General features: G+C 54.7%; 32 protein-coding genes and 2 pseudogenes. 16 read left to right on the forward strand and 18 right to left on the reverse strand.

What is annotated here, in order from left to right; all coding sequences use genetic code 11:
- Positions 1–378: 378 nt before the first annotated feature.
- From QMZ65_RS19235 to QMZ65_RS19245, 3 genes are all read left to right on the forward strand, one after another.
- Positions 379–1017, forward strand: coding sequence for a carbonic anhydrase (locus QMZ65_RS19235; RefSeq protein WP_160833734.1), 639 nt, complete (start codon positions 379–381; stop codon positions 1015–1017).
- Positions 1014–2489, forward strand: a complete 1476-nt coding sequence (locus QMZ65_RS19240) for a SulP family inorganic anion transporter (protein ID WP_283216515.1) — start codon at positions 1014–1016, stop codon at positions 2487–2489. Before QMZ65_RS19235 ends, QMZ65_RS19240 begins: the two co-directional genes overlap by 4 nt.
- Positions 2490–2783: 294 nt before the next feature.
- Complete coding sequence (locus QMZ65_RS19245; protein WP_283216516.1) at positions 2784–4208, forward strand: GGDEF domain-containing protein; 1425 nt, start codon at positions 2784–2786, stop codon at positions 4206–4208.
- Between the two features lie 223 nt (positions 4209–4431).
- Here the strand turns inward: QMZ65_RS19245 and ddlA are convergent, their stop codons facing one another.
- On the reverse strand, positions 4432–5526 hold the full coding sequence (gene ddlA / locus QMZ65_RS19250) for a D-alanine--D-alanine ligase (protein ID WP_283216517.1): 1095 nt from the start codon (positions 5524–5526) through the stop codon (positions 4432–4434).
- Between the two features lie 400 nt (positions 5527–5926).
- Here ddlA and QMZ65_RS19255 point away from each other — a divergent pair, with 400 nt between their 5' ends.
- Positions 5927–6631 carry an MgtC/SapB family protein gene (locus tag QMZ65_RS19255; protein ID WP_211728622.1) on the forward strand — a complete coding sequence of 235 codons (705 nt, stop codon included), beginning with the start codon at positions 5927–5929 and terminating at the stop codon, positions 6629–6631.
- Positions 6632–6926: 295 nt separating this feature from the next.
- Here the strand turns inward: QMZ65_RS19255 and QMZ65_RS25385 are convergent.
- From QMZ65_RS25385 to QMZ65_RS19290, 7 genes and pseudogenes are all read right to left on the reverse strand, one after another.
- A pseudogene (locus QMZ65_RS25385) lies at positions 6927–8072 on the reverse strand (IS3 family transposase).
- Positions 8073–8189: 117 nt separating this feature from the next.
- Positions 8190–8628 (reverse strand): annotated as a pseudogene (gene umuD, locus QMZ65_RS19265) (translesion error-prone DNA polymerase V autoproteolytic subunit).
- Between the two features lie 554 nt (positions 8629–9182).
- Positions 9183–9437, reverse strand: coding sequence for a biofilm development regulator YmgB/AriR family protein (locus tag QMZ65_RS19270; RefSeq protein WP_160833711.1), 255 nt, complete (start codon positions 9435–9437; stop codon positions 9183–9185).
- 98 nt (positions 9438–9535) lie between these two features.
- Positions 9536–9808, reverse strand: coding sequence for a hypothetical protein (locus QMZ65_RS19275; RefSeq protein WP_097118180.1), 273 nt, complete (start codon positions 9806–9808; stop codon positions 9536–9538).
- A gap of 143 nt (positions 9809–9951) precedes the next feature.
- On the reverse strand, positions 9952–10203 hold the full coding sequence (ycgZ, locus tag QMZ65_RS19280; RefSeq protein ID WP_160833710.1) for a regulatory protein YcgZ: 252 nt from the start codon (positions 10201–10203) through the stop codon (positions 9952–9954).
- Positions 10204–10496: 293 nt separating this feature from the next.
- Positions 10497–10754 (reverse strand): hypothetical protein, encoded by a 258-nt coding sequence (locus QMZ65_RS19285; protein ID WP_160833709.1) that lies wholly within the window; start codon positions 10752–10754, stop codon positions 10497–10499.
- A 248-nt stretch (positions 10755–11002) separates the two neighbouring features.
- Positions 11003–11239 (reverse strand): DUF2171 domain-containing protein, encoded by a 237-nt coding sequence (locus tag QMZ65_RS19290; protein WP_045816885.1) that lies wholly within the window; start codon positions 11237–11239, stop codon positions 11003–11005.
- A gap of 779 nt (positions 11240–12018) precedes the next feature.
- On the opposite strand from QMZ65_RS19290, the gene QMZ65_RS19295 reads away from it, so the two are divergent.
- Positions 12019–12279, forward strand: a complete 261-nt coding sequence (locus tag QMZ65_RS19295; RefSeq protein WP_097118176.1) for a helix-turn-helix transcriptional regulator — start codon at positions 12019–12021, stop codon at positions 12277–12279.
- 338 nt (positions 12280–12617) lie between these two features.
- Here the strand turns inward: QMZ65_RS19295 and QMZ65_RS19300 are convergent, their stop codons facing one another.
- The 3 genes from QMZ65_RS19300 to QMZ65_RS19310 all read right to left on the reverse strand — a co-directional run bounded on the left by QMZ65_RS19300 (position 12618) and on the right by QMZ65_RS19310 (position 14919).
- Positions 12618–12875 carry an XRE family transcriptional regulator gene (locus tag QMZ65_RS19300; RefSeq protein ID WP_283216518.1) on the reverse strand — a complete coding sequence of 86 codons (258 nt, stop codon included), beginning with the start codon at positions 12873–12875 and terminating at the stop codon, positions 12618–12620.
- Between the two features lie 907 nt (positions 12876–13782).
- The gene (locus tag QMZ65_RS19305) at positions 13783–13959 is read right to left on the reverse strand and encodes a DUF3606 domain-containing protein (RefSeq protein ID WP_072050593.1); all 177 of its coding nucleotides are present in this window, start codon (positions 13957–13959) and stop codon (positions 13783–13785) included.
- Positions 13960–14412: 453 nt separating this feature from the next.
- Positions 14413–14919 (reverse strand): DinB family protein, encoded by a 507-nt coding sequence (locus QMZ65_RS19310; RefSeq protein WP_160833706.1) that lies wholly within the window; start codon positions 14917–14919, stop codon positions 14413–14415.
- 1265 nt (positions 14920–16184) lie between these two features.
- Here QMZ65_RS19310 and QMZ65_RS19315 point away from each other — a divergent pair.
- Entirely contained in the window at positions 16185–16499 is a 315-nt protein-coding gene (locus QMZ65_RS19315; RefSeq protein ID WP_160833705.1) for a hypothetical protein, read from the forward strand.
- On the opposite strand, the gene QMZ65_RS19320 is transcribed toward QMZ65_RS19315, so the two are convergent.
- A complete protein-coding gene (locus tag QMZ65_RS19320; protein WP_097118172.1) occupies positions 16489–16728 on the reverse strand; it encodes a biofilm development regulator YmgB/AriR family protein in 240 nt (79 codons plus the stop codon). The two genes, QMZ65_RS19315 and QMZ65_RS19320, sit on opposite strands and share 11 nt — an antisense overlap.
- 161 nt (positions 16729–16889) lie before the next feature.
- Between QMZ65_RS19320 and QMZ65_RS19325 the strand changes: the two genes are divergently transcribed.
- The 6 genes from QMZ65_RS19325 (at position 16890) to QMZ65_RS19350 (ending at position 20013) form a co-directional block, all read left to right on the forward strand.
- Positions 16890–17537, forward strand: a complete 648-nt coding sequence (locus QMZ65_RS19325) for a hypothetical protein (RefSeq protein WP_141399013.1) — start codon at positions 16890–16892, stop codon at positions 17535–17537.
- Positions 17538–17801: 264 nt separating this feature from the next.
- Positions 17802–17984 (forward strand): con-10 family general stress protein, encoded by a 183-nt coding sequence (locus QMZ65_RS19330; RefSeq protein WP_097118170.1) that lies wholly within the window; start codon positions 17802–17804, stop codon positions 17982–17984.
- Between the two features lie 476 nt (positions 17985–18460).
- On the forward strand, positions 18461–18715 hold the full coding sequence (locus QMZ65_RS19335) for a hypothetical protein (RefSeq protein WP_097118169.1): 255 nt from the start codon (positions 18461–18463) through the stop codon (positions 18713–18715).
- Positions 18716–18994: 279 nt separating this feature from the next.
- A complete protein-coding gene (ycgZ, locus tag QMZ65_RS19340) occupies positions 18995–19237 on the forward strand; it encodes a regulatory protein YcgZ (RefSeq protein WP_039337534.1) in 243 nt (80 codons plus the stop codon).
- Between the two features lie 103 nt (positions 19238–19340).
- Positions 19341–19613 (forward strand): hypothetical protein, encoded by a 273-nt coding sequence (locus QMZ65_RS19345; RefSeq protein WP_097118168.1) that lies wholly within the window; start codon positions 19341–19343, stop codon positions 19611–19613.
- A 133-nt stretch (positions 19614–19746) separates the two neighbouring features.
- Positions 19747–20013 carry a biofilm/acid-resistance regulator YmgB/AriR gene (locus QMZ65_RS19350; protein WP_097118167.1) on the forward strand — a complete coding sequence of 89 codons (267 nt, stop codon included), beginning with the start codon at positions 19747–19749 and terminating at the stop codon, positions 20011–20013.
- 218 nt (positions 20014–20231) lie between these two features.
- Here QMZ65_RS19350 and QMZ65_RS19355 read toward each other — a convergent pair whose 3' ends face one another.
- From QMZ65_RS19355 to QMZ65_RS19365, 3 genes are all read right to left on the reverse strand, one after another.
- Positions 20232–20429 carry a hypothetical protein gene (locus tag QMZ65_RS19355; protein WP_097118166.1) on the reverse strand — a complete coding sequence of 66 codons (198 nt, stop codon included), beginning with the start codon at positions 20427–20429 and terminating at the stop codon, positions 20232–20234.
- Positions 20430–20510: 81 nt separating this feature from the next.
- On the reverse strand, positions 20511–20771 hold the full coding sequence (locus QMZ65_RS19360; protein WP_097118165.1) for a hypothetical protein: 261 nt from the start codon (positions 20769–20771) through the stop codon (positions 20511–20513).
- Between the two features lie 144 nt (positions 20772–20915).
- Positions 20916–21221, reverse strand: coding sequence for a hypothetical protein (locus QMZ65_RS19365; RefSeq protein ID WP_176505757.1), 306 nt, complete (start codon positions 21219–21221; stop codon positions 20916–20918).
- A gap of 227 nt (positions 21222–21448) precedes the next feature.
- Between QMZ65_RS19365 and QMZ65_RS19370 the strand changes: the two genes are divergently transcribed.
- Positions 21449–21751, forward strand: coding sequence for a hypothetical protein (locus tag QMZ65_RS19370; protein WP_052127596.1), 303 nt, complete (start codon positions 21449–21451; stop codon positions 21749–21751).
- Positions 21752–21790: 39 nt separating this feature from the next.
- On the opposite strand, the gene QMZ65_RS19375 is transcribed toward QMZ65_RS19370, so the two are convergent.
- The 3 genes from QMZ65_RS19375 to QMZ65_RS19385 form a co-directional block, all read right to left on the reverse strand.
- On the reverse strand, positions 21791–22951 hold the full coding sequence (locus QMZ65_RS19375) for a diguanylate phosphodiesterase (protein WP_097118164.1): 1161 nt from the start codon (positions 22949–22951) through the stop codon (positions 21791–21793).
- Positions 22952–23142: 191 nt separating this feature from the next.
- A complete protein-coding gene (locus QMZ65_RS19380; RefSeq protein WP_283216520.1) occupies positions 23143–23382 on the reverse strand; it encodes a phosphoheptose isomerase family protein in 240 nt (79 codons plus the stop codon).
- Positions 23383–23907: a MerR family transcriptional regulator gene (locus QMZ65_RS19385; protein WP_249221668.1), complete on the reverse strand. Its 525-nt coding sequence runs from the start codon at positions 23905–23907 to the stop codon at positions 23383–23385.
- A gap of 219 nt (positions 23908–24126) precedes the next feature.
- On the opposite strand from QMZ65_RS19385, the gene QMZ65_RS19390 reads away from it, so the two are divergent.
- The 3 genes from QMZ65_RS19390 to QMZ65_RS19400 all read left to right on the forward strand — a co-directional run bounded on the left by QMZ65_RS19390 (position 24127) and on the right by QMZ65_RS19400 (position 25050).
- On the forward strand, positions 24127–24387 hold the full coding sequence (locus QMZ65_RS19390; protein ID WP_045816976.1) for a hypothetical protein: 261 nt from the start codon (positions 24127–24129) through the stop codon (positions 24385–24387).
- Between the two features lie 201 nt (positions 24388–24588).
- Entirely contained in the window at positions 24589–24825 is a 237-nt protein-coding gene (locus QMZ65_RS19395) for a hypothetical protein (protein WP_097118163.1), read from the forward strand.
- 102 nt (positions 24826–24927) lie between these two features.
- Positions 24928–25050, forward strand: coding sequence for a hypothetical protein (locus QMZ65_RS19400; RefSeq protein ID WP_254919502.1), 123 nt, complete (start codon positions 24928–24930; stop codon positions 25048–25050).

Consider the following 25050-nt stretch of genomic DNA (forward strand, 5'->3'; position numbering starts at 1 on the left):
GATTTTTCTCAACTCAAATCATTCAATTCACCATACTAGTGCAAAGGCATGAAAAGACTGCGTGTATATTTTTGTCGATTCATTCCAGATGCATAATTTAATTATCAAATTAAATGCATGATTAACATAACAAATATTGTTTTTTAATCAATTCTCTCGGCTTGCATTAAATTACTTTTAATCGACACTTCCTGACGTTTATTTTAAAGGGAGTACGATTTTGTCGTGTGCGGAAATATTGATTGTGCAACCACAAGCATTAGCAGCTATAAACAATTTATGTGAGGAAGCTCGGATTTCATCCTCCATCGATCGTCTTAGCGGCGTTTAAAACCTGTGACTTAGCCTGAAAACGATATTTCTGCACGTAGAGAGAAGATAATTGTGACGACACTTAAACCCTTATTAGCGAAAAATCGCAGTTGGGCATTACAGCGCCGCGAGCGTAATCCAGATTATTTCGAACAATATCTGCATCAACAAAAACCGCATTCGCTGTGGATCGGCTGTTCCGATAGCCGTGTACCTGCCGAAGTGCTGACTGGCTCGCATCCCGGCGAACTGTTTGTGCATCGCAACATCGCCAATATGGTGGTGCCCGATGACGATAACCTGATGAGCGTGCTGCAATACGCGATTTTCTACCTCGGCGTGGAGCGCATTGTCCTGTGCGGCCACTACGGCTGCGGCGGCGTGCAGGCCGCGCTGGGGTTGCCCGCCAGCCCGCTGGCAAAAGAGGATTCGGCGCTGGCAAGACGCATCGCCGCGTTGCGCAGTAGTCTGCAGCAAGGATTGGTGGAATATCACGCCAGTGCTGAGGAAGAGGAGAGCAGTAAGCTCAACCGCTTAGTCGAAGCCAACGTCATCGCCCAGTTTGCTCAGTTAGTGGCGTGTGAGCCAGTGCGACAGGCCTGGCAAGCCGGGCAATCGCTGGAAGTGTTTGGCTGTGTGTATGACCTGCAGTCGGGTCATCTGAAAGAGCTTACTCAGCAATCTGCAGAGGAATCGGTGCCATGAATCTGAACACGCTGCGTCAGGATATTCCCGCCGGTCTGGTGGTGTTTTTGGTGGCGCTGCCGCTGTGCCTTGGCATCGCGCAGGCCAGCGGTTTACCGCCGTTTGCCGGATTGCTCACCGGGGTGATCGGCGGCCTGCTGGTCACTTCACTGAGTCCCTCGCGTTTTGCCGTCAGCGGCCCGGCGGCAGGTTTGGTGACTATTGTGGTGGCCTCGATCCAGACGCTTGGCAGCTTCTCCGCTTTCCTCACCGCGCTGATTCTGGCGGGCGTGTTGCAGTGCCTGCTTGGTTTGCTGCGAGCCGGTCGCTTCATTTCGCTGGTGCCGGGCAGTGTGATCAAAGGGATGCTGGCGGCGATCGGTATTTTGCTGATTATGCAGCAGATCCCGGTGGCCTTCGGTGCCGCAGGTGATGCTGAGCTGGTATCGCTGGTGAATGGCGAATTTCAGTTTTCGCTAGGCGCGATGCTGGTGGCGGGCATCGGTCTGCTAATTCTCTGGCTGTGGACCACGCCGATAGTGAAATCGGTCAAGCTGCTTGGTTGGATTCCGGGCCCACTGGTGGCCGTGTTGTTCGGCTGCATGGCGACGGTATTTGGCGATCGCCTGTTCCCGAGCCTGGCGGAAGGGCTACCGCGTATTGCGTTGCCAGCCTTTGATAGCCTGTCAGCGCTGGCGGCGGAACTGGAAACCCCGGACTGGCTGGCGTGGCAAAATCCTTCAGTCTGGGTGGTTGCCGTGACGCTGGCGCTGGTGGCAAGCCTGGAAACGCTGCTGAGTCAGGAGGCGCTGAAAAAACTGCGTCCGCAGCATCCGGCACCTTCGCCAAATAAAGAGATGTTCGCACAGGGCATCGGCAACCTGACTGCTGGTTTCCTTGGTGCGATGCCGATTACGGCGGTGATTGTGCGCAGTTCGGTGAACGTCAGTGTCGGGGCGCAAACTAAACTGTCGATTTTGATCCACGGCGCGCTATTGCTGATCTGCGGCTTGTGGTTCAGCGATCTGCTCAACGCCATCCCTTTAGCCAGCCTTGCCGCTGTCTTGCTGTATACCGGCTATAAGCTGGCAACGCCGCGCCTGTTCGTTGAACAGTTCCGCATGGGCGCTCAGCAGTACGTGCCGTTCCTCGCCACCATCGGCGGCATTATTGTGTTCGGCATGCTGGCCGGGATTGGTATCGGTATCGCCACGCAGATTCTCTATAGCATCTACAAAAGCCACCGCAACGCGCTGCAGCTTACCCGCTATGACGATCACTACGTGCTGCGCTTCCAACAAAACCTCACCTTTATGCACAACCCAAAACTGCAGGGATTGCTGGCGGAGATCCCGGAAAACAGCACGGTGATTGTTGATCACGATAACGCCGAGTACCTGGATCCGGACGTCAAAGCGGTACTACAGGATTTCGGCGAAAACGCGCGCGATCGTGGTATTCGTCTGAGTCAGTGGCCCGTTGCGGTTAAATAGCAATAACGCTTTGCTGAAAAACTGGTTTTTCGCGTAAAAATCGGATATCTCGGATATCCGATTTTTTTATTTGCAGGGCATAATTGCAGCAGCTCTCATCCTTGTTTCTCGGGTTTCAACCCTGCTCGCGCGCTCGCATCTCGCCGATCCGGCGCATTGAGTGCCGCCCAGTCGCAGAGTAGGATGACGAACACTCGCTTAATTGCCGAATCATCGCACAGTTATTTCAGGTTAAATGCTTGCTGATGCCCGTGGGCAAGAGGCAGCGATTTCCAGGTTACAGGGTTCAGACGTATGCGCGTTAAGCTGTTTGCTGAGAATAATTTAAAAAAGAATGCACTCTCGCTGTTCCTGATTACGCTTTTCTTCTGCTTTATTGGCAGTCATCTGCGCATTCCGGAGGAGTTCTCCCTGTTTTGGCCGGTGAACGCGCTGATTGCCGGTTTAATGGTGCGAAATCCTTTCCTGCATACCACGTCCAGCTATCTGGTGTGCTTTGCCGCGATGATATTTAACGACACAGTGTTCTCCGGCTGGGCGCTGCCTGCGGTGACCGTGAATTTCGCCAATATCCTGTTTATCCTCGTTTCGGTCAGCATGTTGATCAAGCACCTGCAGCCGCCTTCGGCCAACAGCCAGGTGTTCAACGCCATGCGCATCTTCCCGGCCTGTTTCCTCGGTGCCGCCGCCTGTGCCACCTGGGGCGCGTGGGCGCAGGATGTCGATTTCAACGCGCGCTTTGCGGTGGCGTGGGGCGACTGGTTTAGCGAGCAATTCTCGACTTCCCTGATGCTGTTGCCGGTGATGCTGGCGCGCTCCTTGCGCAACGTCTCACCGCGCACCTTATTGCATCCGGGCAAGCTGTTACCGCTGGCGGCAGTGGTGCTGTCACTGACCATGGGGGCGATGATTGGCGGGGCAGGTAGCTTAACCTTCCCGGTGCCGGCGCTGATCTGGTGCGCCATCGTGTTACCGATTCCTGTTACAAGCCTGGTGATCCTGATTACCGGCATCACTGAGATCGTTCTCGTGTCTCACGGCGTAATGAATATTCAGGGCGATGACGCACTGCTGCCGATCAGCCATCTCACCTCGGCGCGACTGGGTGTGGCAACGGTGGCACTCAGCCCGCTGCTGGTGGCAGTGAGTATGGATGCGATCCGCCAGCTCAATCATCGCCTGGCGTTGCGGGCGAACTTCGATTTCCTCACCCAGTTGCTGTCGCGTTCTGGCCTGTATGAAAGCCTGAAACAGGAGCCATTTTCCTTACAGCGTGAAGCGGGCGTGGTGATGCTGGATGTCGACTATTTCAAAGCGATTAACGACAACTTTGGCCACGATGCCGGTGATGGCGTGCTGGAAGAGATTGCGCGCCGTATGCAACGCGTGGTGGGCAATCGCGGCATGGTGTGTCGCTTTGGTGGCGAAGAGTTTGTGGTGGTGGTGTTCGACTACAGCCATCTGCAACTTTACCAGCTGGCCGAAGCGATTCGTCAGGCGATGGTCAAAGAGAAGTTCTGGATTCAGGGCAACACGGTGACGGTCACCGCCAGTTTAGGCCTGGCGCGCGGCAGTGCGCAGAGTGAGCGGGAATGGCCGGGCGTGATTAACCGTCTGGTGTCGGCAGCGGATAAAAATCTCTACCTCTCGAAACGCAATGGCCGTAACCAAACCTCTCCGGCGATGGAGCCGCGCAGCATGGTGAATGACGTGGCGTGAAGTGCGTGATGGTCGCCATGAGTGGCGACCATAGGATGGCTTGATGCTGGGTTGTTTTGGTCGCCGTGAATGGCGACCTTACGATGGCTTGGTGCTGGTTTTTTCGGTCGCCATTGATGACAACCTCACAACTGCCTGACGCTAATTTGTTTCGATCGCCATCAATGACAAACCTGTTTAACCGTTGTAGGGTGCGCATTCATGGGCACCCGGAACGTGAAGATTAAACGCTGCTTTTTAGCTTGCTGCTCTGCTGATGGCGTTGCTGCGCCAGCTCAATCAAGCGCGTAATCAAATCGCTGTAGCTTAATCCTGCCGCCTGCCACAACTTCGGATACATGCTGATATTGGTAAAGCCCGGCAGGGTATTCACCTCGTTCACCACGATCTCGCCGCTCTCGGTCAGGAACACATCAACGCGTGCCATACCAAAGCACTCCAGCGCCTGGAACGCGCGAATCGCCACGGCACGTATTGCTTCGCTGTGTTCTTCACTGATGGCAGCGGGCACCACCACTTGGGCACCGTCGGCGCTGATGTATTTGGTGTCGTAGGAGTAGAAGGCATCATGCACCACCACTTCGCCACACGGGCTGGCTTCGGGTTCATCGTTGCCCAGCACCGCACACTCAATCTCGCGGCCTTTGATGCCTTGCTCGATCAGCACTTTGCGATCAAAGGTAAAGGCCAGATCCAGCGCCGCCGCCAGATCGTCAATATGATCCACTTTGCTGACACCGACAGACGATCCCTGATTGGCGGGCTTGATAAACAGCGGTAATCCGAACTGATCGATCACGGCTTGCGCATCCAAACGCGCACGCTGTGCCTGCGTCACGCTGATCCACGGCGCGACTTTTAAGCCTGCATCGCGCAGCAAACGCTTGGTGAAATCTTTGTCCATGCTCACCGCTGAGCCCAGCACATCCGATCCGACAAACGGCAGGTTCGCCATGCGCAACAAGCCCTGCAGCGATCCATCTTCACCCAGGGTGCCGTGCACGATCGGGAAGATCACATCCAGCTGTGACAACGGCTGTGCCTGCTGACGAGTGATCAACTGCTGTGAAGCACTGCCTGGCACCAGCGCGACGTTTTCGCCGGAGCGATTCAGGGCAATCAACGCCGGATTATCGGCATTGAGCAGGAAACCGGAAGCATCATTCAGATGCCATTCACCCTGTTTATCGATGCCCAGCAGCACCACCTCGTATTTGCTCTTATCGATGGCTTCGAGGATGTTTTTCGCTGATTGTAACGACACTTCATGCTCGGCCGATTTGCCACCAAACACGATTCCTACACGTTGTTTTGCCATTGGTCTTGATCCGATTGCGGTATAGCGAGTGGGTAAGATAGCACGGTGATAAAAGGCATCAACAGGTTGGGGATTCCGATAGCGAAGTCTTTAACCCAACCTAAACGAAAGCGCTATTTGGAGTAGCCATAACAGGATACGAGGTTTAGAATCCCGGCGAATTTTTACCCAAGAGGATAACTGCATTGGACACCTGTCCCGAACGATTACAAAAGGTCCCTGCGGTAAGATAGCCCTCAACGCTGTCTTAACCGTGCGTTAAGACGGTGGATTTCCTTCCAGAATCTCCCCCTGTTTTTTTGCGTGATGCTGCTGAGTTTTAGCGGTAGCGGCACCGGCTGTAATCCATTTATTAGCCCCTGAAGTTCCGCCTGCCTGAAGCAGCGGAGTGAGGTTTATGATGGATTGGAAAATCTTTTTACTGCGCGTCACTGTCGCGCTGGTTCTGGGCGCGCTGATTGGCAGCGAGCGCCAGCTTCGCCAACGTATGACCGGTTTGCGCACTAATGCGCTGGTCAGCACTGGCGCCTGTTTATTTGTTTTGATGACGCAAAGCGTACCCGGCATCGCCACCGATGCCTCACGCGTAGCGGCCTATGTGGTCTCTGGCATCGGCTTTCTCGGCGGTGGGGTGATCATGCGCGACGGCCTTAACGTGCGCGGCCTGAATACCGCCGCAACGCTGTGGTGCACTGCCGCCGTGGGCGTTTTGTGCAGCATGGGATTGCTGCTGGAAGCGGCGATTGGCTGCATGGTGATTCTTTGCGCCAATATTCTGCTGCGCGATTTGGCGCAGGGGATTAATCGCCAGAGCCTGGTGCCTGCGGAAGAAGTGGTGCAGCACTACAAAGTGCAGATCATCTGTCTGGCGCAAGATGAAGTGCAGGTGCGCAGCCTTATGCTGCACAGCCTTGGCGGCAGCGGATTACGCCTGCAATCACTGCACAGCGAGGATATGAACCCGCCGCATCGTATGGAAGTGAATGCGGAAGTGCTGGGCAAACCGAGCATGTCGGATCAGCTGGAGAGTTTGGTGGGAAGGATTAGTCTGGAGAAGGGCGTGAGTTCGGTGCGGTGGCAGGTTTGCGGGTTGGAAGGGGAGTGATGGATTAGGTTACGACTTTCAGGCCTTATCAAGTTGAGTGGCGCTATCATTAATGATTTGGGTTGGATGTTAAAAGCGAGTGCTGACAGATGGTGTTGGAAACATTCAATACCATCTGTTGTATTTGATGTAGATGAAGGAAACAACGATCACCAAGGATATGCTAAGGAAGGCTGCGTAATTTGGCATAAAGCGGACAAAAACGTAGATCCCTGCTACAACAGCTGCGAGGGGAATGAGGTAGATAAGTGACTGAAGTAACCATAGAAGTGCTCTCTGAATCGCCACAGATAATCTAGACACTTCTGAGCCGTTGATAATATAGGTTTTCATATTCAGCCGGTGGCATCTGCTCGCTCGAACCATGCCGACGTTTACTGTTATAAAACATTTCGATGTAATCAAAAATATCGCTTCTGGCTTCGTCTCTCGTTCCGTAGATCTTTTTCTTAATCCGTTCGCGTTTCAGTAGCTGGAAAAAGCTTTCCGCAACCGCGTTGTCGTGGCAGTTACCGCGACGACTCATGCTGCCTTCCAGACCGTGTGATTTCAGGAACGACTGCCACTCATGGCTCGTGTACTGACTGCCCTGATCAGAATGAACCAATACCTGTTTTTGAGGATTACGCCTCCACACCGCCATAAGTAACGCGTTCAGGACAATCTCTTGTCATGCGGGGTTGCATTGACCAGCCGATAACTTTTCGGGAAAACAGGTCAACCACCACGGCCAGATACAGCCAGCCTTCGTGGGTTCGGATGTATGTTATGTCCGTCACCCAACGCTCATCCGGTGAGTCCGGATTGAACTGTCGCTGAAGCCTGTTGGGTACCACGATGCTGGCTTCGCCTTTACGTGCCCGTGGGCTACGGTACCCAACCTGAGCTTTTATTCCGGCACGCTTCATCAGCCGCCAGACTCGGTTCACTCCGCACTGCTGCCCGTTATCACGCAGATCGAAATGGATCTTGCGATAACCATAGACCCAGCCAGATTCAAGCCAGAACTGTTTGATCTGCCCGGCCAGCATCTGGTCTGCCTGGTAACGTTGTGAATGTGGCTGCTGAAGCCAGAAATAAAATCCACTCGGACGGACATCCAGAACCCGACACAGCAAACGAACAGGCCAGCAACGGCTGTTGTCGCGGATAAAGGCGTACCTCAATCGGACAGCTTTGCGAAGTACGCCGCGGCTTTTTTTAATATATCCCGTTCGTCGGTCACCCGCTTCAGCTCTTTCTGAAGACGGCGGATCTCGTCCTGAGCATCTGACTGTGCGTTATGAGTGGAAGAATCAGGAGCATACTTCTTTATCCAGGCGTAAAGGCTGTGGGTGGTGATATCGAGACGTGTTGCAACACTGGAAACAGAATGACCACGATCAACAACCTGTTTGACTGCTTCAATTTTAAACTCTTCAGGATAACGCTTACCGCTCATGGGCACCTCTCTTTAAGTCATCTTAAATGACTCTGAGGTGTCTGTTAAATCCGTGGCGATTCACCTCACAGCTGGCGTAAAACGAGTTCACGTCTGCCAGGCCAAACATTGGCATCGTTACCTCCGACGGGCACGCGTGCTGTTGAACCACCAGGTGACCACGCCGAGCAGCTGCAACTCTTCCGGATAAATCACCTGGTAGGCCGGATTCATCGGTAGCAGCGCGAGCCGGGGCTGCAGCTGCAGGCGTTTAACCGTAAATTCACCTTCCACCTCAGCGATAACAATGTCACCGTGCGACGCCTCGTCGGCCCGGTCAACCACCATGACGTCGCCGTCATAAAGCCCAAGGCCCTCCATGCTGCTGCCGCTGGCGCGCACGAAGAACGTGGAGGCGCGCCGGCGGATGCAGAGCTCGTTCAGGTCCAGCTCTTTTTCGACATAATCTGGCGGCGGGGGAGGGGAACCCTGCCGCACACGGCTCGGCATAGAGTGGCACGCGCACGCGCGGTGTGAAAACGGGGAGCCAGAGCAGCGTCAGGCCAGAGCTGTACACTGCCGGTTTTACTGGAAACTCCTAGCAGACTTTGCGGGGTTAAGGGTGTGTGCTGTATGTAAATAACGCATAAATCCTCCTCTTAATAATACTGTGTTTATGTACAGTATTATTGAGCGGCATTTTTCTGGCAAGAGAAAGCCTGACGCGCTGTCAGGGAATAGCGTTTATCTGGCTGAGGCGGCAGCAAAAATATTATTTCAGGCAGGATCCCTTCACAGGGCTTATGATGATATCGGGTCAGGTGCCGCGGGGAGGCGCCTCCTGACTGTACACAGACAGCCCGGCGTTCCGCCGCCGGGCTTCATTCTGCCGCACTGCCGGTTTAAGTTCATCGCCAGCCTCCCACAGCGGCTGAATCCACTGATTTAAGCCTCGGTGATGAAGGGGGATCGTTCGGGCCCGGCCTGGTACGAAGCAGTGCGCTTCGCATTCACCCCGTTCATTCTGCTCACGTTCGCCTGAGCACTCTGGCACCAGACGAAAAAAAGCCTGCAGAGCAGGCTGTTGTCAGACGGTTGAAGCGTTTCGGGCGTTAAATGCGGCAGGGTTAACTATTCATCATCAATGTCGTGCGGATAGCCCACCACGATCTCAAGCGCACCGCGCAGGACGTCAAGCCTGACTACGTCTGAAGTAATCTCCAGCTCGGCTATAAGGGCTAGGATGATGTCTTTTCGCAGCACGCGTCCACCCCGGGCTCTGAGGCCTTCGAGTACGGCGCAGATAACTTCTGTTTCAGGGGCCAGCTGGTCGCCACGTTCACTGAGCGCCCGCAGGATGTCTTGTTCTGTTGTGTTCTGTTGCATAACCCATCGTCCGGGATAAACAAGGTTGAGGTCGCCAGTGACGACCCGTTTCTGCAGGCTCCATCCTGCCTCCGCGGCCTGACGGAGAATGCTGGTATTCAGTGCTGACGGGTGCCCGGAGGCGGCCTGTCTTCGGTCAGGAACAGCAGTTCGGGATTCAGCAGCAGGCGCGTCGCCGGCAATGCGGCAATAACTTCATCCAGCGCCATCCGGAGTGCTTCAGCCCTTTCCGGGCGGGTCTCGCCGGCCGCCATCTCCATCAGCCTGACCGCCAGCGTTGTACCGGACACCGGCGCGTTCTCGCTGAGCAATCCGGCCACAGCCTCACCAATAGCAATATCCATTATTTTTTCGCTTTTATTTCTGTACATACCGCTTTCCGGGTGTCAGTAGAGGGGCACCTTCCTGTACCGGCCGCCGCTTACGCGGCTGGCTGATGTTCAATCCGGTCAGGCCGCACCGGATTTGATATCCACAATGAAATGAAACCTGCGGTCACTGCAGCAGATGGGCTTCAGACCGCCTGCTCGCGGCCAAAAAGCAGGCCGATTAGCGTACGGTAGTGCTGCTCTTCTTCCGCTCCGCCCGCCAGCTCCAGCCGGCGAACCAGTTTCGCGCAGATGGCCGGCCGGTTCAGGGCGGCGCCGCTGCGAAGAATTTCAACCACAATCTGCCCCAGCGTTTCCTGCTGCGAGGGAAGCTTTGCTTCGGTAAAGTAACGGGCAATGTCTCCCGCAGTTTCAGGTTTAAGGCTGTTCTGGCGCATGATTATTCTCTCGTAAAAGGGACGGTTAAAATGTGTTCGGGTGCTGATGCGCGGAAAGTTATACAAAAAAATAAAAGCTGTACAGATATATGTTGCAGGATGTGATGCTTTTTTTTGCAAAAAATGCTTATGCTTATAAAACAGAGGGGTATAGGACGGGATGCGTAGCTGAAGTGGTGCGGAGGTGTCGTCCCTGACAGTTTCTCCGGCCGGCACGCGCAGAGCGCGCCCGATACGAGGCTGGTCTTTCATCGTCGTGTCACGGCCGGAGCCGGTCTACGTTCCTGGTTGTGTTATCCGTCGTTTTCCTGGCCCGTCATCGTCATCCAGTGCAGCTCGGCCTGCTCACGACTGCTGTACTTTCGAAAACCCTGGAGCCAGCGTCTGGCGTCAAAGATTTCCGCAAGCTTCGCGTCGCTGACGTCACCTTCAGCCATTACGGAGAGCTCCTTTATAAGGGACTCCACCGAAATGTCCTGGCCGGCGACCGCCAGGCTGACCGCTGCCTCTCCGATAATGATATGGCCTTTCTCATCGTCGTGATAAAACACAGCAAATCCTCCTTTTCGGGAAAATAACAACCTCAGGATTCACTGTAGACGCAACTGGTGCATTCACCAGAAGAAAAATCTGTCATATGGACAAAAAATAAAATATTGGTTTCAGATGGCGGATTTTACGGGAGTACATCAGAATATAAATGCGTGAGAAAAAATGATGTGTTCAGTACCAGGGGATTTTGCAGTAATAACTATAAAGCGTTAAAAGTTTGCCGCGGCGTTCTGCCGCGGCGGTTTGCTTAGACGGCCTGCCACTCGCTCTCGACTTCATCCTTGGATTTGGAAAGAATCACTTTATTGTCATCCACTTCCTTCACCCAGCTGAAAGGAATGATGTGGTGCTGGCCACCGGCTTCCGGGTCACTTTTTGCCAGTTTGATTTTGTCATCGCCTTCAAAATGGTCAACGATACCCACGTGCTCACCGTTAACGTCCACTACCTGGGCATGGTCCAGAACTTCTGATTTATCAACCATAGTTAATCCTTAGTTTGGTCTGCTCTTAGTGAGTTTTACCCGCCAACCTGACGGATACACACTACAAACTGTAGGTTATTTATCTGCATTATTTTTAAAACTAACAAATTGAAACATCCGGCCGGGCATCTGAAGGGACTTTTTTGCATGGAAAACGCGGGGTGTAAAAGCGCAGAGTAACGGTCATTAAGGGATGAAATGTCGGATTTATTTTGCGGATTTATTTGACAGCCGGTACGTACAGACCATGATTATTGCACTGTGTTTTTAGATCCAGTAATGGTTAGGTGAATCGTTGAATTATTCCCGGGTCCGCCCCGGGCTTTTTCAAAAACATATCCCGTACTCATCCCCTTTACCTCCATGCCAGTAACAGAGTTTCAACCGGCATCTTCCCGGTCAGGAAGAACCATTGAGATGGCAGGCCTTGCCTGAATAACGCGGTACAAATCTGCCCGGGTAAGCGTATAAGACATTCTAAAATCTTACCGGAAGACAAACTTTTCTATGTCCTGACATATTACTCTGTTAAAGCCCGCTATAATGACACGGCAAGCTCGGTGTCAGGATGACGCCACACTGGTTCCAGATGGCCCGGATTTATTCCGGGCCTTTCTGTTTCTGCAGCCTGCTATCCCACTTTCGCCACACCTTAATCTCACCTCTGTCCCCCGGTGTGAGTTTTGCAGCGGATTTCTCACAATCTGTGGTACAGATCTTGTGCAGCTGCCGATGTCCTCTTATGCTCGGGCTATCACCCTCACGGACCCCTGGGCTCTATGGATGGCCGCACCTCGCCCGGCCGCTTTCTGGCCTACCTGCTCGCTGAACATGACATGACGGTAAAATCACTTTGTCTGAAATCCGGTCTGGCACAGCGGGATGTCTGGTCACTGCTGTGCGATAGTAAGCCGGTGACGCCGGCCATCGCAGAGAAACTTGGGCGCGTGTTTTACTCGCCCGGATTCTGGAGCATCAGGCAGGCCATGTGGCAGCTGTGGCGGGAAGGCGTTTCGCTACCCGTAGACCGCGATACCTGAACGCGGTGAGTATGCTAAATTTTCCAGTGCCGGTACGGAATTTCTCACCCCGATTTCACCAGGGCGATTAATAAACTGTAACCGTACCGGCACCTCGCCCTGTTAAATCAGACGCTTCCTGGCAAATAAAAACGCGTCGGGCGCTATTCTTATCGCGTGTGTTATTCCTCGTGCCAACACCAGTGTGACGTATTGCAATAGCTGACATGTTCTCAGGACCCAACATCACCGGCCTCAGACCGGAAGTGCTCACTCCTGTTGCTCCCGGGCCAGCCGCCCGGGATTTTTTTATTCGCTGTTTCCTGTTCTTCGTTCACGGTCAGTTCACGCTGGCCCGGTCAGATTTCCGTACTGACGCTTTCCGTCATCTCGCCGAGGAGCTGTAGCAGACGTTCTGCGCTCAGCTGCTGAGTTCTGAGTGCGGGCATCATACCGGTAAGCGAAAGCGTCACCGTTGCCAGGGCCACCGCGCGTTTAATCACTTCTGCATTTTCATAGCTTTTATACGTACGCAGGCTCACGCCTGGCTCTGCCGCCGCGCGCTCCCGGCTCCAGAGCATACTCCTGCGCCACAGCCTAAGATGCCATCCTGTCATGTGCTCTCCTTTTGAAAGAGCCTGAAAAAGTGCAATTACTGCACTTTCTATTGTGCCCCAACTATGGTGTTTCACTGTCCCGATGACCGTCCGGAAAACCCTGTAAGAACTGTCATGTGCGAAGTATGCGTGGGAGCAGCGTGCCGGACATTCCCGCTATGACGGCACTCAGGCAGAGCGCTTTCAGCAGCAGGGGTGATTCTTCTTAGCCCGAATAAAATAACCGCGTTACCCGAACTCAGAGACAGGGGGTATGTTAACGCATGATATGCGACGCGGTCGTATCCCCTCAGCGCTGCACCTGTGGCTTCTCTCATCAACATAGTCGGTAGGGTTATTTTTTCCGCAAAAAACAGCTGATATTGTGTCCCGGTTCCAGCCATTGATACGACGGCTGTCAGCCTGCCCGAAAAGACCTGAATCAGGCTGACGATTGAGATTGCTTTTATCGAAACGTAATCAATTACAGTTAGCTGCCATGTCTGCAGGTATGGTTGTCCTGGCGGTGTACTTTGAATCCTTAGAAATGCATTTGCTTCCGGAAGAATGCTGATTTCGACGTATGACATGCCAGGCGGGAATAAAAAGGCTTTCGTTGTGAACATAAGGCCGTGAGTGAAAAAGCGGCAGGATGGCCGCAAGAAATTACAGAGTCGACTGAAACCTGAGTTGAGGGTGCCCACCATTCTGGCCTGCAGGGTTGAGCACAAAGAGGAAGTAGCGTTGTGGTTAAACTGTTATTTCAGAGTTCTCTGTTTCTGATCCAACTTCCGACTAATGCCCTTACAGCCAGCCTGACTTAATACGAAGAGCGTGTCATCGGAACTGTCCGGGTACAGTCACGCTGCACTCACAGGCAGCCCGATATAAATAAAAAACCCACCGGGAGGTGGGTAAGTCAGAAAGCTCAGTGTAGGAGATAGCGCTTAACGGTTTCCGGGTCTGTGCCCACCGTTTTAAGTGCTTTCACCAGCTTATCCTGCGTAGTCTGTAAAGTGAGCATCCAGTATGTAATCTGCCATTGTTCATTTATCACAATGATCTTTTTATCTTCCGGCTCGCGGCGGTGAAAAATATAACTCATCAAAACCCCGGATTAAGGACAAAACGGCTTATTTGCTGTGTGACGCAGACGAAGAATGGCACTGAAACTGAGGGGATTAAAATTGAAATGACTGACCGTAATGAGCAAAAATTTTTATCAAAAAAAAGCCCACTTAATGAGTATCAGTGGGCCTGTTTTGTTCACCGCGGAACAACGCTCTCTCGCAGAGGTGGGGTTAAGCACTGCTAATGTCGCACACCAATCTAACATCGCATTGCCTAATCCGTAACCCTATAATTTACAAAGATTGTTATTTAAGATTAGGCCGCTTTCCTTCGGAATGTTCTCATCCGGAAACCCCCGGATGTAAGTCCGATAACTTTTCTGCTGAAATTTCATCAGCAATTGATTAGCAGGCCTCATGCCTTATTTCGCCCGATTTTGTCGATACGGCCGGATTTGCGGCAAAACTTTGGGATTATCGCCATTCCTTCAGCCCCTTGTGTCGAAAGACGTCAGCTGTTTACGCAGAAAATGTGACACCACGTCCTGAGGGGGCTGAATGCCACACGCTTTGATAAGCCAGCTCACCGCGCCGCGGTGTCGCGTACCATGCAGTATCACCTGCTCGATAAGGCTGAGGGGGCTTGTCTGCGCCATCTTTTCGTCTCTGCGCTGATAAATGATGGGGCGATCCCAGGCTTCCGCCGTCATGCCGGCCGCATATTCAATGAACCAGCCGGAGCAGGCCAGCATGCACGGCACCAGGACTGCCTGCTCAGGCGGCCTGCGCGGTCTGATATTCGGCCGGGATGGCGCTTCCCCCTTCAGGTTGGCACGAATGAGCATGCCAGTGGCGTGCATGTGGTACATGAGCCTGAGCATTTCCCGGTGTTCAGCGCGGAAACGGCGCGCGTCCGTTTCGGCAATGGCGCTGAGCATCCCGGCATCCATCCAGTGCTTATATCTCAGTAACGTCAGGGCGGTAACTCTTTGCATAATTTTTCCAGAGCGTCAGCACGTCCGGCATAGCGGTATCGTTAAGTACGCATTTAATTAATCCGGTGTGGACTGAGACTGACAATCCGGAGCTTATCGCTGCCAGTCTTTTCTGCGGCAGAAGGGTTACAGGCTGAGAATTCACATTCACACCTTAATGCAATGCACCGGATATACCTTCCATACCGGCGGCGGGGAAGGGTGATGCCTCCGGTAAGTGCCTGCAGGTGAGTTAGGGCGTTGAGGCGCATCAGAGTGTAGTCGCCTGAGGGGATCTCGACAGCCCGGTGAAAAAAAATCTGCCAGGGTCAGGTATTCACAGCTAAGGTCCGACCACGAGTAACGTACTGCCTGATTGTACGGATGTGAATAAAACAGCTCCTTGTGACGGTGAGTCATGAAATCTGCGCACAAAGTCTGCCGGGCGGGGCTACTTATTGTGGTTGGCTCTCGGTGCTATTCGTTCAGGATATTGCGTACAGGGTTCGAAGTTTTAAAAAAGAATGTATTGCATACATTCATAAGGCCGGGTAAGCCTGCTGCATGTTGAAAGAAAATATTCCATGCGCATTTGCCAAAAACATGATTTATCGAAAAATTTTGACACGCCTTCTATTCTGTCTATAGTTATTCCCGGTCCGGAACTCCTCCGGATTTGGGTTTAATGGAAACTGAATCTTTTTCCCGAGTACCGTCCCGGGATTTTTTTCCAGACCTGGCGATTTGTCCTGATTTTTCGCTTCGCAGCTGTCCGGAAGCAGGGGCCAGTGCGGAACACTGGTAGTGCCGAGGTGATATTATCTGGCTTCAGAACAAGTGCTTACTGGTCCGAAATGGGCTGGTTTTTCCGCTTCCCCCCTATTGACCTGACTAATCAGAACAACCTGGCCGCCATCGGGCTTTTTCTCAGCATAATCATTTCAGTTAATTCCTTCTCTTTGTCAGTCAATTGGCGAGCATTGTTAACCAGAATCACATTCTCCCAAATGTATCCGGTAGTTTTATGAAAAATAAATTCATGTTTTTTGATTCAATGGGTGCAGCAGTAGATAACGTCCTGCTTCACTATTTTTTGTGATGTCAGAAAACAAAGCCGACTGGCTGATATGCTCTGAACACGGTGAATCCCTCTATGCGACGGGGCCAGGCTACTCAGGTACAGCAGGAACAAAAGCGCGATTCAGGTGGTAGCCTTTCTGAATCACCGGGAGGCACCCGGCACCGTAACTTTTACTGAAGAATGAAGAGGCGCTACGGAGGTGGCCATGCTCTGGATGGAACAGGGGCTGTATCTCAGGGTGGAAGAACTGCCCGGCGGGCCGCGGCCGCTGCCGCTGCTGAGCGGGTTCAGCCTCACGACGGCCTACAGGGCGCTGGGATGCTTTAATCCTTCGGAAACGTCTGACGCGTATTTTATTCTTTCCAACGACCGCGACGAGGTCTGGTTTATCTGTAACCGGCATCTGCGAACCGTTGTTATGCGCCATGACTGCACGGCATTCCGTTTGCCGCTCTCTTCCCTGGACGAACGTTTCGTGACCGGTGAACTCCCGGTGTTACCCCTCAGGCTCAGCGATTAAACAGCATTCTGAGAAGAACCTTCAGGTGTTCTCTCTCGGCCTCATCGTCGGCACCGTCGAGGCACCCTATTAGTTTCAGGCACAAGGCGGTGCGCGTCAGCCGCCGCTCCTGACGCAGAATTTCAACGGTGATGCGGCCCAGCAGCTCAATCTGGCAGGGGTGAGTGACCTGGCTGAAATAGCCGGTCAATCCGGCTTCTTTTTCCGGTGGTAGTCCGTCCTGTCGCATCAAATACCCGTGCGTAGTGAATGAGGTCGGGCGCAAAGTAACCGATGCACAGGCGCGTGTACAGCAGTAATCCTGCGGTGCTCTATCTTTTAAACAGCACCACCCATTATTGCAGACAATTCAGCGGTATAAATTAACGCTCCGGTTATCAGGGAGGCTAAGTGAATAGAAAAGTAACGGCGGACGACAGCATGCCCATTACCCTGCCCGACACCAGCTTCAGCCAGGTGCTGAATCCGGAAGACACCAACCGGGCCGATACCCGCGCCTTTCTTGCCCGCGACGCAGAGCCTTTTACGCTGCCCGGGTTTGTGACGCCGTTTGGCTACACCCTCTGGCAGAACAGAGCAGAGCGACAGTTCAGGCTGGTCACGCAGGAGCGTGATCCGGAGACCGTTTATGCGGTGCGGCTGGAGGAAACCGAAGACTTCACCTCGCCGGAGCGCGCCTGCATACAGGTTATGGTATGGCGCACCCGCCAGCCTCAGCATGAGGGGGCGGTGCACGGCCTGGCGCGGCGTTTTTTCTGCCATTTTCTGCATCGCTGGTCGATCATCATTACCGACAGCGCGCAGACCAACGCGGCAAAAGTGATGTGGGAGGGGATGGTGGCCTGGGCGCTGCGCGACCCGGAGCACTACGTATACGTGTGGGACGGCACAGGTGAATCGGGCTGTCTGCACCCGGTGCGCAGCTGGCTGGCGTTCTGCGGTCACTGGGCCGCCTTCTGCTGGGGCGCGGAGCCTGAAAGCCATCTGCGGCGACGGGTTGTCATCAGCACGCACCCCCTGAACGCTGCGCAGAAGTAATACGAATGCGGCACGGCACGCCTGCAGAACAACTCTCCACCGGAGGGATGTCACGCGCCGTTCCGCACACACAGCCTGGCGCATATCGCTGAAGTCGCAAGCGTGAGGGTCCAGCGGGCCCGCATTTCAGGTTCAGCCACCCAGTATTGCGTGTCCGCCATCATGGTCCTGAAAAAAAGTTTCCTGAAGGCGGGCAGCCCTGTACAGACGTGCCACAATATAACTTCATAAAATACAGGACATCTTTTAACTGAGGAAGACATCATGACAACAGCAAGACGCGGGGGAGCCGGAAACTTCGCGGCCGACCCGGCACGCGCCTCTGAAGCGGGCAGCAAAGGCGGCGCCGTCAGCGGCGGTAACTTCAAAAACTGTCCCGATCGCGCGCGCGAGGCCGGTCGTAAAGGCGGACTTATCAGCCGGCGGAGCCCAAAACCTGAAGTTTAAATAAAACCACACGGACGCGCGCCGGAAGTAAATTTAATCCCGGCGCGCTTAATTAGGAAATATGCATTTCCAAATTATATCTGAGGTTGAAGTAGAATAATCAACCGAGCTTACCCCCCTGATTTTTCTGATATATGGCGCATATTAATAGCCAGTAACCTGCTGGCTTATCATCCATATTTATCAGGCCATGTTAAGTCCTCTTCTGAGATTAAATCCCGAAACATTCACATGCTCAGGCTGCATCTCAGGATGAAAACGATTTCAGACTACACATAAGTTTTATTCAGTATTTTCCGATATTTACCTCTGATAATCTGTCATGCATCTGAATTCAGGGTGTTTTTTTTTGCTGTGCGGCTGAGCGTAATTCTGACTGACGGGATAATGCGCGGAAAGTATTTAAACGGAACCGGTTTTCAGTCCGTTAAGTGACTACACTGAAATACCGTAATAAAGCGGAGGGAGAGCAAAGCATGCCTGATAATGACCATGACCAGAACCAAATGATTATTGGCGAAGCGGCAGTTCATCTGGCGATGAATAATGCGGACATTACCGTTGGCTCGCTTATCCGCGAGCTGGCTGAGATGGCCGACGTAGAGGAAAATCCAGCGCGCTGCGTGCAGATAAGAGGGGCGAAACGCTGGCTCCGCAGGTTTGAGTCATTACCGGGCAACCGGGACGAGCTGAGATGGATTACCGCCTCAGGCCGCGGCTCAACGCACTGAAGGCATCTCCCGCCTGTTCGGATGATACCGGGCAGGCTTCTTCCCTGTACCCCGGCCCCTGAGCTGAGCATGCTGTTCTGACTGTTGTACAACCCTTTCGTTAACCCGCTCATCATTCGCGCGCTGATACTCACCTAAGTTACTGTTTAGTAACATCTAGCACTTTTTGCACAAAAATATAAGCTGTACAACAACACAATTGCTGTACAAGTTTGATTTAGTTGTATAACTTTACGGTCAGACAGAGCCGACTACATTTTAACCACTGAGAGGTTCACCATGCGTCAGAGCAATACGAGATTCCCGGATTCCGCCAGCGACATTGCGCATTACTTCAGCAAGGCATCGGCGCCGACCCAGCAGGAAACGCTGGGGCAGATTGTCGTTGAAATCCTGCGCGCAGGCAAGAACCTTAACCGTAAGGCCATCTGCACCAAGCTGTTACGTCGCCTCGAAGTGGCATCCAGCCTGGAAGAAGAGCGTCATTACCAGACGCTTATCGGTATGTTGTTCGAGCGTTAAGTTTCAGTTTCCATGTAAAAACGCCCCGCAGCATGCATACAAGGGCCGTCCGGACTGGGCGACCGGCACTTTGTCCGGATGACAGGCACCATAAGGCGCGGGTATGCAAAGAAGTAAATCAGAAAGACTGGTCGATATAGTTTTGGGTGATGCTGTCATAACTATGCTTGACAGCGGCGATGACATTGGCGCCGTCAGGCTGATTGGCGTGCTTAAGTCCATGACAAAGATCGAGCAGAACGCCGAACGACTGGAAGCAATTATGATGGCTATTCATGAAGTTGAAGCTACTCTTCCTCAAGTAAGCAGCAGCCGTGATGCAGCAATTCTGGCTTTTAATGCTGAGCCCGCACCTGACAATGGTCGCAAGCACTGAACCTCAGCACAGATTTCCGTTTCAGACGGAAAGTGGCAGGACGCCCGCAGGATGCGGCTACCGGAGGGTGGCCGTTTTTATTTCAGGCACTGAGCCTGGCCACTTTTGCCCGCAGGGCCTGACGGATAACACTATGCAGCTTAACGAACATCACACCACCACCGAAGCCGATATCATCCAGCACTTCCGCAGCGGCGGCGACGCGCTGGCCGCCGAGACCGCCGTGCTAGACGCCGTCATCCGCGACATCGTTATTCACGGCAAAAAGGTCACCAGCAAAGCGATCATTCTTTATCTTATCGCCGAGCTGGAGAGCACTTCAGACGTGGTCGAGCTTGACGTGCTGCGCAGCGCCCTGGAAATCGTGGTGGGCAAAACGCCTGACGACGAAGGCTTCTGATATTAATTCTGCTGCGCAGTATGCGCAGATGCCACAGCAGCCGGAGAGTCAAATCCCCCTTTTGAGGCCCATACGGAGCAGCTCACGGCGGCGGCGAGGGTAACGGCAATCCAGACTTTCACAGGCATCTCCCGGTTTAAACAATTTCACATTTATCAGTGTGGCACCTCACCGTCATTGCGCGAGGAGTGATCGTCAGAACGGGAGTAATCTGAAGGTCAGTGCATCTGCTGAGCCAGCAGCCTGACGGCGCGTTCGCAGCTTTCGCGCATCCCGGCAGTGCCTGCCGCTTCGCCCATGCTGTGCAGGGCGCTGGTGATTTCGTGAAGGGTGAGGTACTGGTCCGGCTTAAGAAGGCGCGCCACGACCGTTCCGATAACGGCGTAGATATCTTCGGCGGTGGTGTCATCGTTCATATGACCTCCGTCCGTAAGGTGGATAAGTATACAGTATATCAGAAAGGCGACCCCGGGGATACGGCAGCGCCCCGGGTGACTTCAGTGAAGCTTCTGCGCTGACATACCTTCAGTGCCGTGCACCCCGGTCTTTTCAGCGGCGCGAATCTGCATTTCCCGCCGCACCTCTTCAATGGCGCGCAGTCCTGCGCGAACGCGGTCTTCATCCGTTTCATGCTCAATCGCCGCCCGCAGGCGGTCCGTCAGGACGGCCCAGCTGATGGCGATGTCCTCTTCCAGCAGCGCGGTGACGGCCTCGCCAATCATGATGTCAGCCATTTTTTCTTCAAAGTCATTTTTCATGGGGTTTTCCGGCGGCAGGTTTCGGGCGCAGAGCTTATCATATCGCAGCGGGTCCGGACATTAACGGGGGAGAAGAACCTGTAGAAAACTTTTGCGCTGCAGCGTCAGCGCTGTCCGGCAGAGGTATGCTGTCCTGAAAATACCTTACTCCGGCGCCGGTAATTTCTTTCTGCGGCCGCGCTGCTTTGCTGCGGGCGGGGCGGTTTCCGCCACCGGAGAAGGCTTCTCCAGGCGGTACAGGCAGACGTCGCCGCGCTCCGCCAGACTCGCCGGCCAGATCATGGCCGCGTTCCCGTCCTCCACATACAGCTCGCCCAGCGGCTGTACCACGGCCCAGGGCGCGCCCAGCGTGCGGCGCAGCTGCAGGATCTCCTGCGCCATCGCGACGGCCTCCGCGTCATGGCTGTCCGGATCGCCGGCGATGTGACGGAGCCTGTTTTCGCTGAGCATGGTTGCCTCTCCTGTGTGTTATTGCCTGTTGCACTGATAGCCCACCGGCAGATTGCCGGATATCTCCTGCTGGCGCATGCTGCAGTTATCTCCGGTGCTGAAAACAGGGAGATTACGAAACCTTTACGCTTAATAACTCGCTGACGGCTTGCAGAGTCCGCAACCCATTCTACACTGGGCGGACCAGTGAAAAGAGTACCGATTTTAAAACAATAAGAGGAAAAAAAATGATTTTAAGTGAGTTTATGCTGAAGGTGAACCGCTGGCCCGACATGCATTTCACAGCAATTGAAAGCGAGCAGCGCGAGGCCGTCATCGAGATTTATGCCCTCGACTTCTCAAACCAGACCAAAAGCCGGCTGCTGATTTACCGCACGCCGGACGCGCAGCATGCGGCGGCCATGATGACGCATTTCCGCACCTGGCTTGAAAAGGCCAACCGCGGCAGAACCCTGCGGCAGGAAAAGGCTGATGTGCCCGCGGCCGTTATGGCCACGCAGCTTCCGCCTCACCGTGCCGCGTCCTGTTAATCATACGGGGCCCGGGGGCCCCTGTTCTGTTCCTGCGCCTCAGACGGCCTCGCGGGTTTCCGGCCAGGCCACGGCCGCCCCCTCTGCGGTGAACAGCGCGCCCTGGAAATCAGTGACCCCTGCCGCCTCCAGCCACATCCACTCTTCCGGCTGCTCGATGCCCGCCGCGATGACGTTAATCTCCAGCGCAGAACAGCAGCGCAGCACCGCGTGCACCACCGCCTGGCGGGGTCCGCTGCGGTGAATATTGCGCACAATCGCGGCCCCGATGCGTACGCGGTCCGGCTGGACGTGCGCCAGCAGAGACAGCCCGGCGGAGCCGTCACCGAAGTTATCGACAGAGAGGCTGATGCCGGCCTGCTTCAGCTGCCGCACCGCTGCGGAAAATGCTTCCAGCTGAGAAATCACCTCCGTCTCGCTGACGCCCAGTATGATTTGCTGCGGCACCAGTTCAGCGCTGTCGATGGCGCGGACAATCCGACCAACGGCATCCGGAACGGATACCAGCGTCCCGGGCAGAATGCTGAGGTAGAGCATCATGTCGTCAGGGCATGACCTGCCGGCTCTGTGCAGCGCCCCGGTGACCGCAGCGAGATTATGTACGTACATCGCATCGCCGGAGAGCCCCTCCGGCGCATCATCGGGTATGGCCTCAAGGGCCGTGACCTCACGGCCGAGCGGGTCGACCACCGGGCGGAAGGTCACGCCCGCGGCGGGGGCCGGTGACCCGTTCTCATCCGGCACAAAGTCCCAGTAGTCGGCGGGCAGAACCTCAAAGTAGTTTTCTTTCTCCCGGGCCTCCACGAAGGTTCGCAGAAACTGCAGGCCGCGATCGTCATAGGTCAGGCGGTACTTAGAGGTGCCGCGGTCAAGCACCGCCTGCAGCACGCTGCCGCGGGGGTGATGGCGCAGATCGAACAGCTCCATGCCGTGGTTGCCGAAGCGCCGCGACGGCGAGTAGTCGCGCATCAGCTCAACCACGTTGTGGTGACGCCGGTCGGCGCAGATGCGGCCGTAGATGTCCAGCACGCCCTGTTCCGGGCCCTCCAGGATCTGGAAGAAGTGCGTGCCGTTAAACAGCAGGATGCCCGTCACCTGATGGCGGGCGTTGAGCAGGCTGGCCTTCTTCACCATGTCCGGCAGAATGCTGACGGGCACGTCATCGGCCAGGTGGCTCCGGTAAATTATGGTTGTAAGCATTTCAGGCTCCGTATTGCCGCAGATTGTCACGGGCACCATAGCAGCCGGCCGCGCTTTCTCAAACCGGACCGGTAGCCGGGTCTGGCTCGTACCGGAGCTTTACGGGTCAGCGCAGGCTGCACCGCGCAGAGGTATCAGCGGGCAGGTATCAGAATGCTACCAGTGAAACCTCAGAAAGAACGGTGACGACCTTATGCGACGGCTGTCAGCGCATCAGCGTTGCTGACCAGCCGCCGGTCGGCGCCGGTCAGCATAATGGCCTCACCGCGCTCCAGGCTCAGGCGGAAGTGGTCCCGCATCGCTGCACTGATGCCGTTACCGCACCACATTAGGTGATGGTCGTGGCGCCTCAGGGCGCTCGCAGGGATGCCGCTGCATGCATTATTAACCTCCACCCTGACCCCCTGGCCCGTCAGCCGGATGGCTTCCATTCAGATTTCAGTGCTGTCCGTGACGCTGACCGCCTCCAGAAACAGGGGGATGGCCGCACGCCGCGCTGACGCCGAAGCCATCAGGCTCCACTGCGCCAGTACGGCCGCATGGAAGCGCCCCTGTCGTTCCGTGGCGCCTTCACTGGCATCGCTGCGCAGCCACAGATTGAGCGGCCGCAGGTAGCGGTTAACGAAGTCGTCGGTACAGTAGTCCGTGGCCATCATGCGCATTTCCCGGCGCACATCGTCATCGGTGTGGCGGTGGAGCAGCTGCAGCATATCCTCCTCGCGGAATGTCCAGCCGCCCCTGAGCGCCAGCCCCGGCCAGCGCAGCGTCGCGTGAATGTCAAACAGCGTATTGCCTCCGGCGGTCAGATCCAGCACGCGCAGCGCACACGCCAGCTGGGCGTCCGAGTACCCTTCTTTTGAGGGCGGGGATATAAGGCCTGCCCGCCGCCAGCGTCGCAGGGTTTCAGGCAGCACGCCCACGATACCGCAGACGGTATCAGTTGTATGGAACGGCATAAATTGCGTCCGTCAGGGGAGAAAGCCTGTCTGGCAGGGCCGGAGGTTTAACTGCGCGGGCTTGAGAGGAACTCGTCGCGCGGAGAGTCTCATTACCACACTACCTGATATAAATTATTACGGATACGGCTAATTTCAGAATAAACTCCGGGCGCTTTCACCATCCGCGACTACAGTGTGACGTGAGGCTGTCATCAACGTGAAACGGAGGTAGTAAATTTGTCTATTCAACACGACGGGAAAGGGCACGTCATTATTGGCGAGGCGGCACTGAGCCTGGCGCTGGGCGAAAAGGAAATAAGCGTGCAATCGCTTATTGCCGAGCTCGGACACATGGCGGAGGCCGGCGGCAGCGATAACCGGCTCACTGAAATATCCGAAGCCAGAAGCTGGCTGAAGAGCTTCCACGAGCCGGAGCAGGCCGTCCGGCACGTGCCGTACCTGCAGACCCTTGCGGGCCTGAACGACGAGAAGAACTGACGCCAAAGGACGTAGTCCGGCTCTGGCCGGAAGACGACGATGAAGATGACCTCAGCGGTCGCGCTCAGGCGTGTACCGGCCGGAGAACCTGTCAGGGACGACACCCTCCGCATATCCCGTGCTTAAATCGCATCAGAAATTAATTCCACCGTTATATATTCAGGCATACATTGCTCCTTTTATCATGGAAGGAGGCCGCTTATGTGGCAGTTTTATTATCTGCTCAGAATGGAGCAGCAGGACCAGCTGCACGTGAAGGGCTGCGTGTGCCTTGAGGACCACCCGGAGCGTCAGTTCCTGGGCTCGGCCGTGAACTACCGGCACGCGTATCAGATCGCGTCACAGCAGCTGAAGATGCGGGCCTGCATCTGCCGCCTGTGCGTGGACGACAGCATGACTGAAGCGCGGGACGCCTCGCTTTCACCGCCCGCGCAATGAGCGGTTTTTACGCTTAAGTCACAGACCGGTTATTTGTTCACCTTCCGGTACCGTCACGCGGCTAAACTTAACGTTACCCGATACCGGGTGACGGAGGTAACCATGGCTGACCGTAACGATAAAAATGTGAAGGATGGCAAAGACGCCGACCACAGCAAGCTGCCTGCGGGCAACAAAAAAGACACCAGGGACAGCGATACCATGAAGCAGAAGGGCGGAAAATAG

The organism is Pantoea sp. EABMAA-21 (assembly GCF_030053335.1).
Classification (GTDB): Bacteria; Pseudomonadota; Gammaproteobacteria; order Enterobacterales; family Enterobacteriaceae; genus Pantoea; species Pantoea communis.

What these genes read in the sequence shown, in the direction of transcription:
- QMZ65_RS19320 (WP_097118172.1), bottom strand. Translation starts at nt 16,728, where the DNA reads ATGCGACAGGACGGACTACCACCGGAAAAAGAAGCCGGATTGACCGGC.
- QMZ65_RS19255 (WP_211728622.1), top strand. Translation starts at nt 5,927, where the DNA reads ATGGATTGGAAAATCTTTTTACTGCGCGTCACTGTCGCGCTGGTTCTG.
- QMZ65_RS19335 (WP_097118169.1), top strand. Translation starts at nt 18,461, where the DNA reads ATGCCTGATAATGACCATGACCAGAACCAAATGATTATTGGCGAAGCG.
- QMZ65_RS19310 (WP_160833706.1), bottom strand. Translation starts at nt 14,919, where the DNA reads ATGCAAAGAGTTACCGCCCTGACGTTACTGAGATATAAGCACTGGATG.
- QMZ65_RS19395 (WP_097118163.1), top strand. Translation starts at nt 24,589, where the DNA reads ATGTGGCAGTTTTATTATCTGCTCAGAATGGAGCAGCAGGACCAGCTG.
- QMZ65_RS19240 (WP_283216515.1), top strand. Translation starts at nt 1,014, where the DNA reads ATGAATCTGAACACGCTGCGTCAGGATATTCCCGCCGGTCTGGTGGTG.
- QMZ65_RS19365 (WP_176505757.1), bottom strand. Translation starts at nt 21,221, where the DNA reads ATGCTCAGCGAAAACAGGCTCCGTCACATCGCCGGCGATCCGGACAGC.
- QMZ65_RS19275 (WP_097118180.1), bottom strand. Translation starts at nt 9,808, where the DNA reads ATGTACAGAAATAAAAGCGAAAAAATAATGGATATTGCTATTGGTGAG.
- ycgZ (WP_039337534.1), top strand. Translation starts at nt 18,995, where the DNA reads ATGCGTCAGAGCAATACGAGATTCCCGGATTCCGCCAGCGACATTGCG.
- QMZ65_RS19385 (WP_249221668.1), bottom strand. Translation starts at nt 23,907, where the DNA reads ATGCCGTTCCATACAACTGATACCGTCTGCGGTATCGTGGGCGTGCTG.
- QMZ65_RS19290 (WP_045816885.1), bottom strand. Translation starts at nt 11,239, where the DNA reads ATGGTTGATAAATCAGAAGTTCTGGACCATGCCCAGGTAGTGGACGTT.
- ycgZ (WP_160833710.1), bottom strand. Translation starts at nt 10,203, where the DNA reads ATGCGCCAGAACAGCCTTAAACCTGAAACTGCGGGAGACATTGCCCGT.
- QMZ65_RS19305 (WP_072050593.1), bottom strand. Translation starts at nt 13,959, where the DNA reads ATGAGTTATATTTTTCACCGCCGCGAGCCGGAAGATAAAAAGATCATT.
- QMZ65_RS19245 (WP_283216516.1), top strand. Translation starts at nt 2,784, where the DNA reads ATGCGCGTTAAGCTGTTTGCTGAGAATAATTTAAAAAAGAATGCACTC.
- QMZ65_RS19300 (WP_283216518.1), bottom strand. Translation starts at nt 12,875, where the DNA reads ATGACAGGATGGCATCTTAGGCTGTGGCGCAGGAGTATGCTCTGGAGC.
- ddlA (WP_283216517.1), bottom strand. Translation starts at nt 5,526, where the DNA reads ATGGCAAAACAACGTGTAGGAATCGTGTTTGGTGGCAAATCGGCCGAG.
- QMZ65_RS19355 (WP_097118166.1), bottom strand. Translation starts at nt 20,429, where the DNA reads ATGAACGATGACACCACCGCCGAAGATATCTACGCCGTTATCGGAACG.
- QMZ65_RS19370 (WP_052127596.1), top strand. Translation starts at nt 21,449, where the DNA reads ATGATTTTAAGTGAGTTTATGCTGAAGGTGAACCGCTGGCCCGACATG.
- QMZ65_RS19345 (WP_097118168.1), top strand. Translation starts at nt 19,341, where the DNA reads ATGCAAAGAAGTAAATCAGAAAGACTGGTCGATATAGTTTTGGGTGAT.
- QMZ65_RS19270 (WP_160833711.1), bottom strand. Translation starts at nt 9,437, where the DNA reads ATGCAACAGAACACAACAGAACAAGACATCCTGCGGGCGCTCAGTGAA.
- QMZ65_RS19350 (WP_097118167.1), top strand. Translation starts at nt 19,747, where the DNA reads ATGCAGCTTAACGAACATCACACCACCACCGAAGCCGATATCATCCAG.
- QMZ65_RS19375 (WP_097118164.1), bottom strand. Translation starts at nt 22,951, where the DNA reads ATGCTTACAACCATAATTTACCGGAGCCACCTGGCCGATGACGTGCCC.
- QMZ65_RS19400 (WP_254919502.1), top strand. Translation starts at nt 24,928, where the DNA reads ATGGCTGACCGTAACGATAAAAATGTGAAGGATGGCAAAGACGCCGAC.
- QMZ65_RS19380 (WP_283216520.1), bottom strand. Translation starts at nt 23,382, where the DNA reads ATGGAAGCCATCCGGCTGACGGGCCAGGGGGTCAGGGTGGAGGTTAAT.
- QMZ65_RS19330 (WP_097118170.1), top strand. Translation starts at nt 17,802, where the DNA reads ATGACAACAGCAAGACGCGGGGGAGCCGGAAACTTCGCGGCCGACCCG.
- QMZ65_RS19360 (WP_097118165.1), bottom strand. Translation starts at nt 20,771, where the DNA reads ATGAAAAATGACTTTGAAGAAAAAATGGCTGACATCATGATTGGCGAG.
- QMZ65_RS19315 (WP_160833705.1), top strand. Translation starts at nt 16,185, where the DNA reads ATGCTCTGGATGGAACAGGGGCTGTATCTCAGGGTGGAAGAACTGCCC.
- QMZ65_RS19295 (WP_097118176.1), top strand. Translation starts at nt 12,019, where the DNA reads ATGGATGGCCGCACCTCGCCCGGCCGCTTTCTGGCCTACCTGCTCGCT.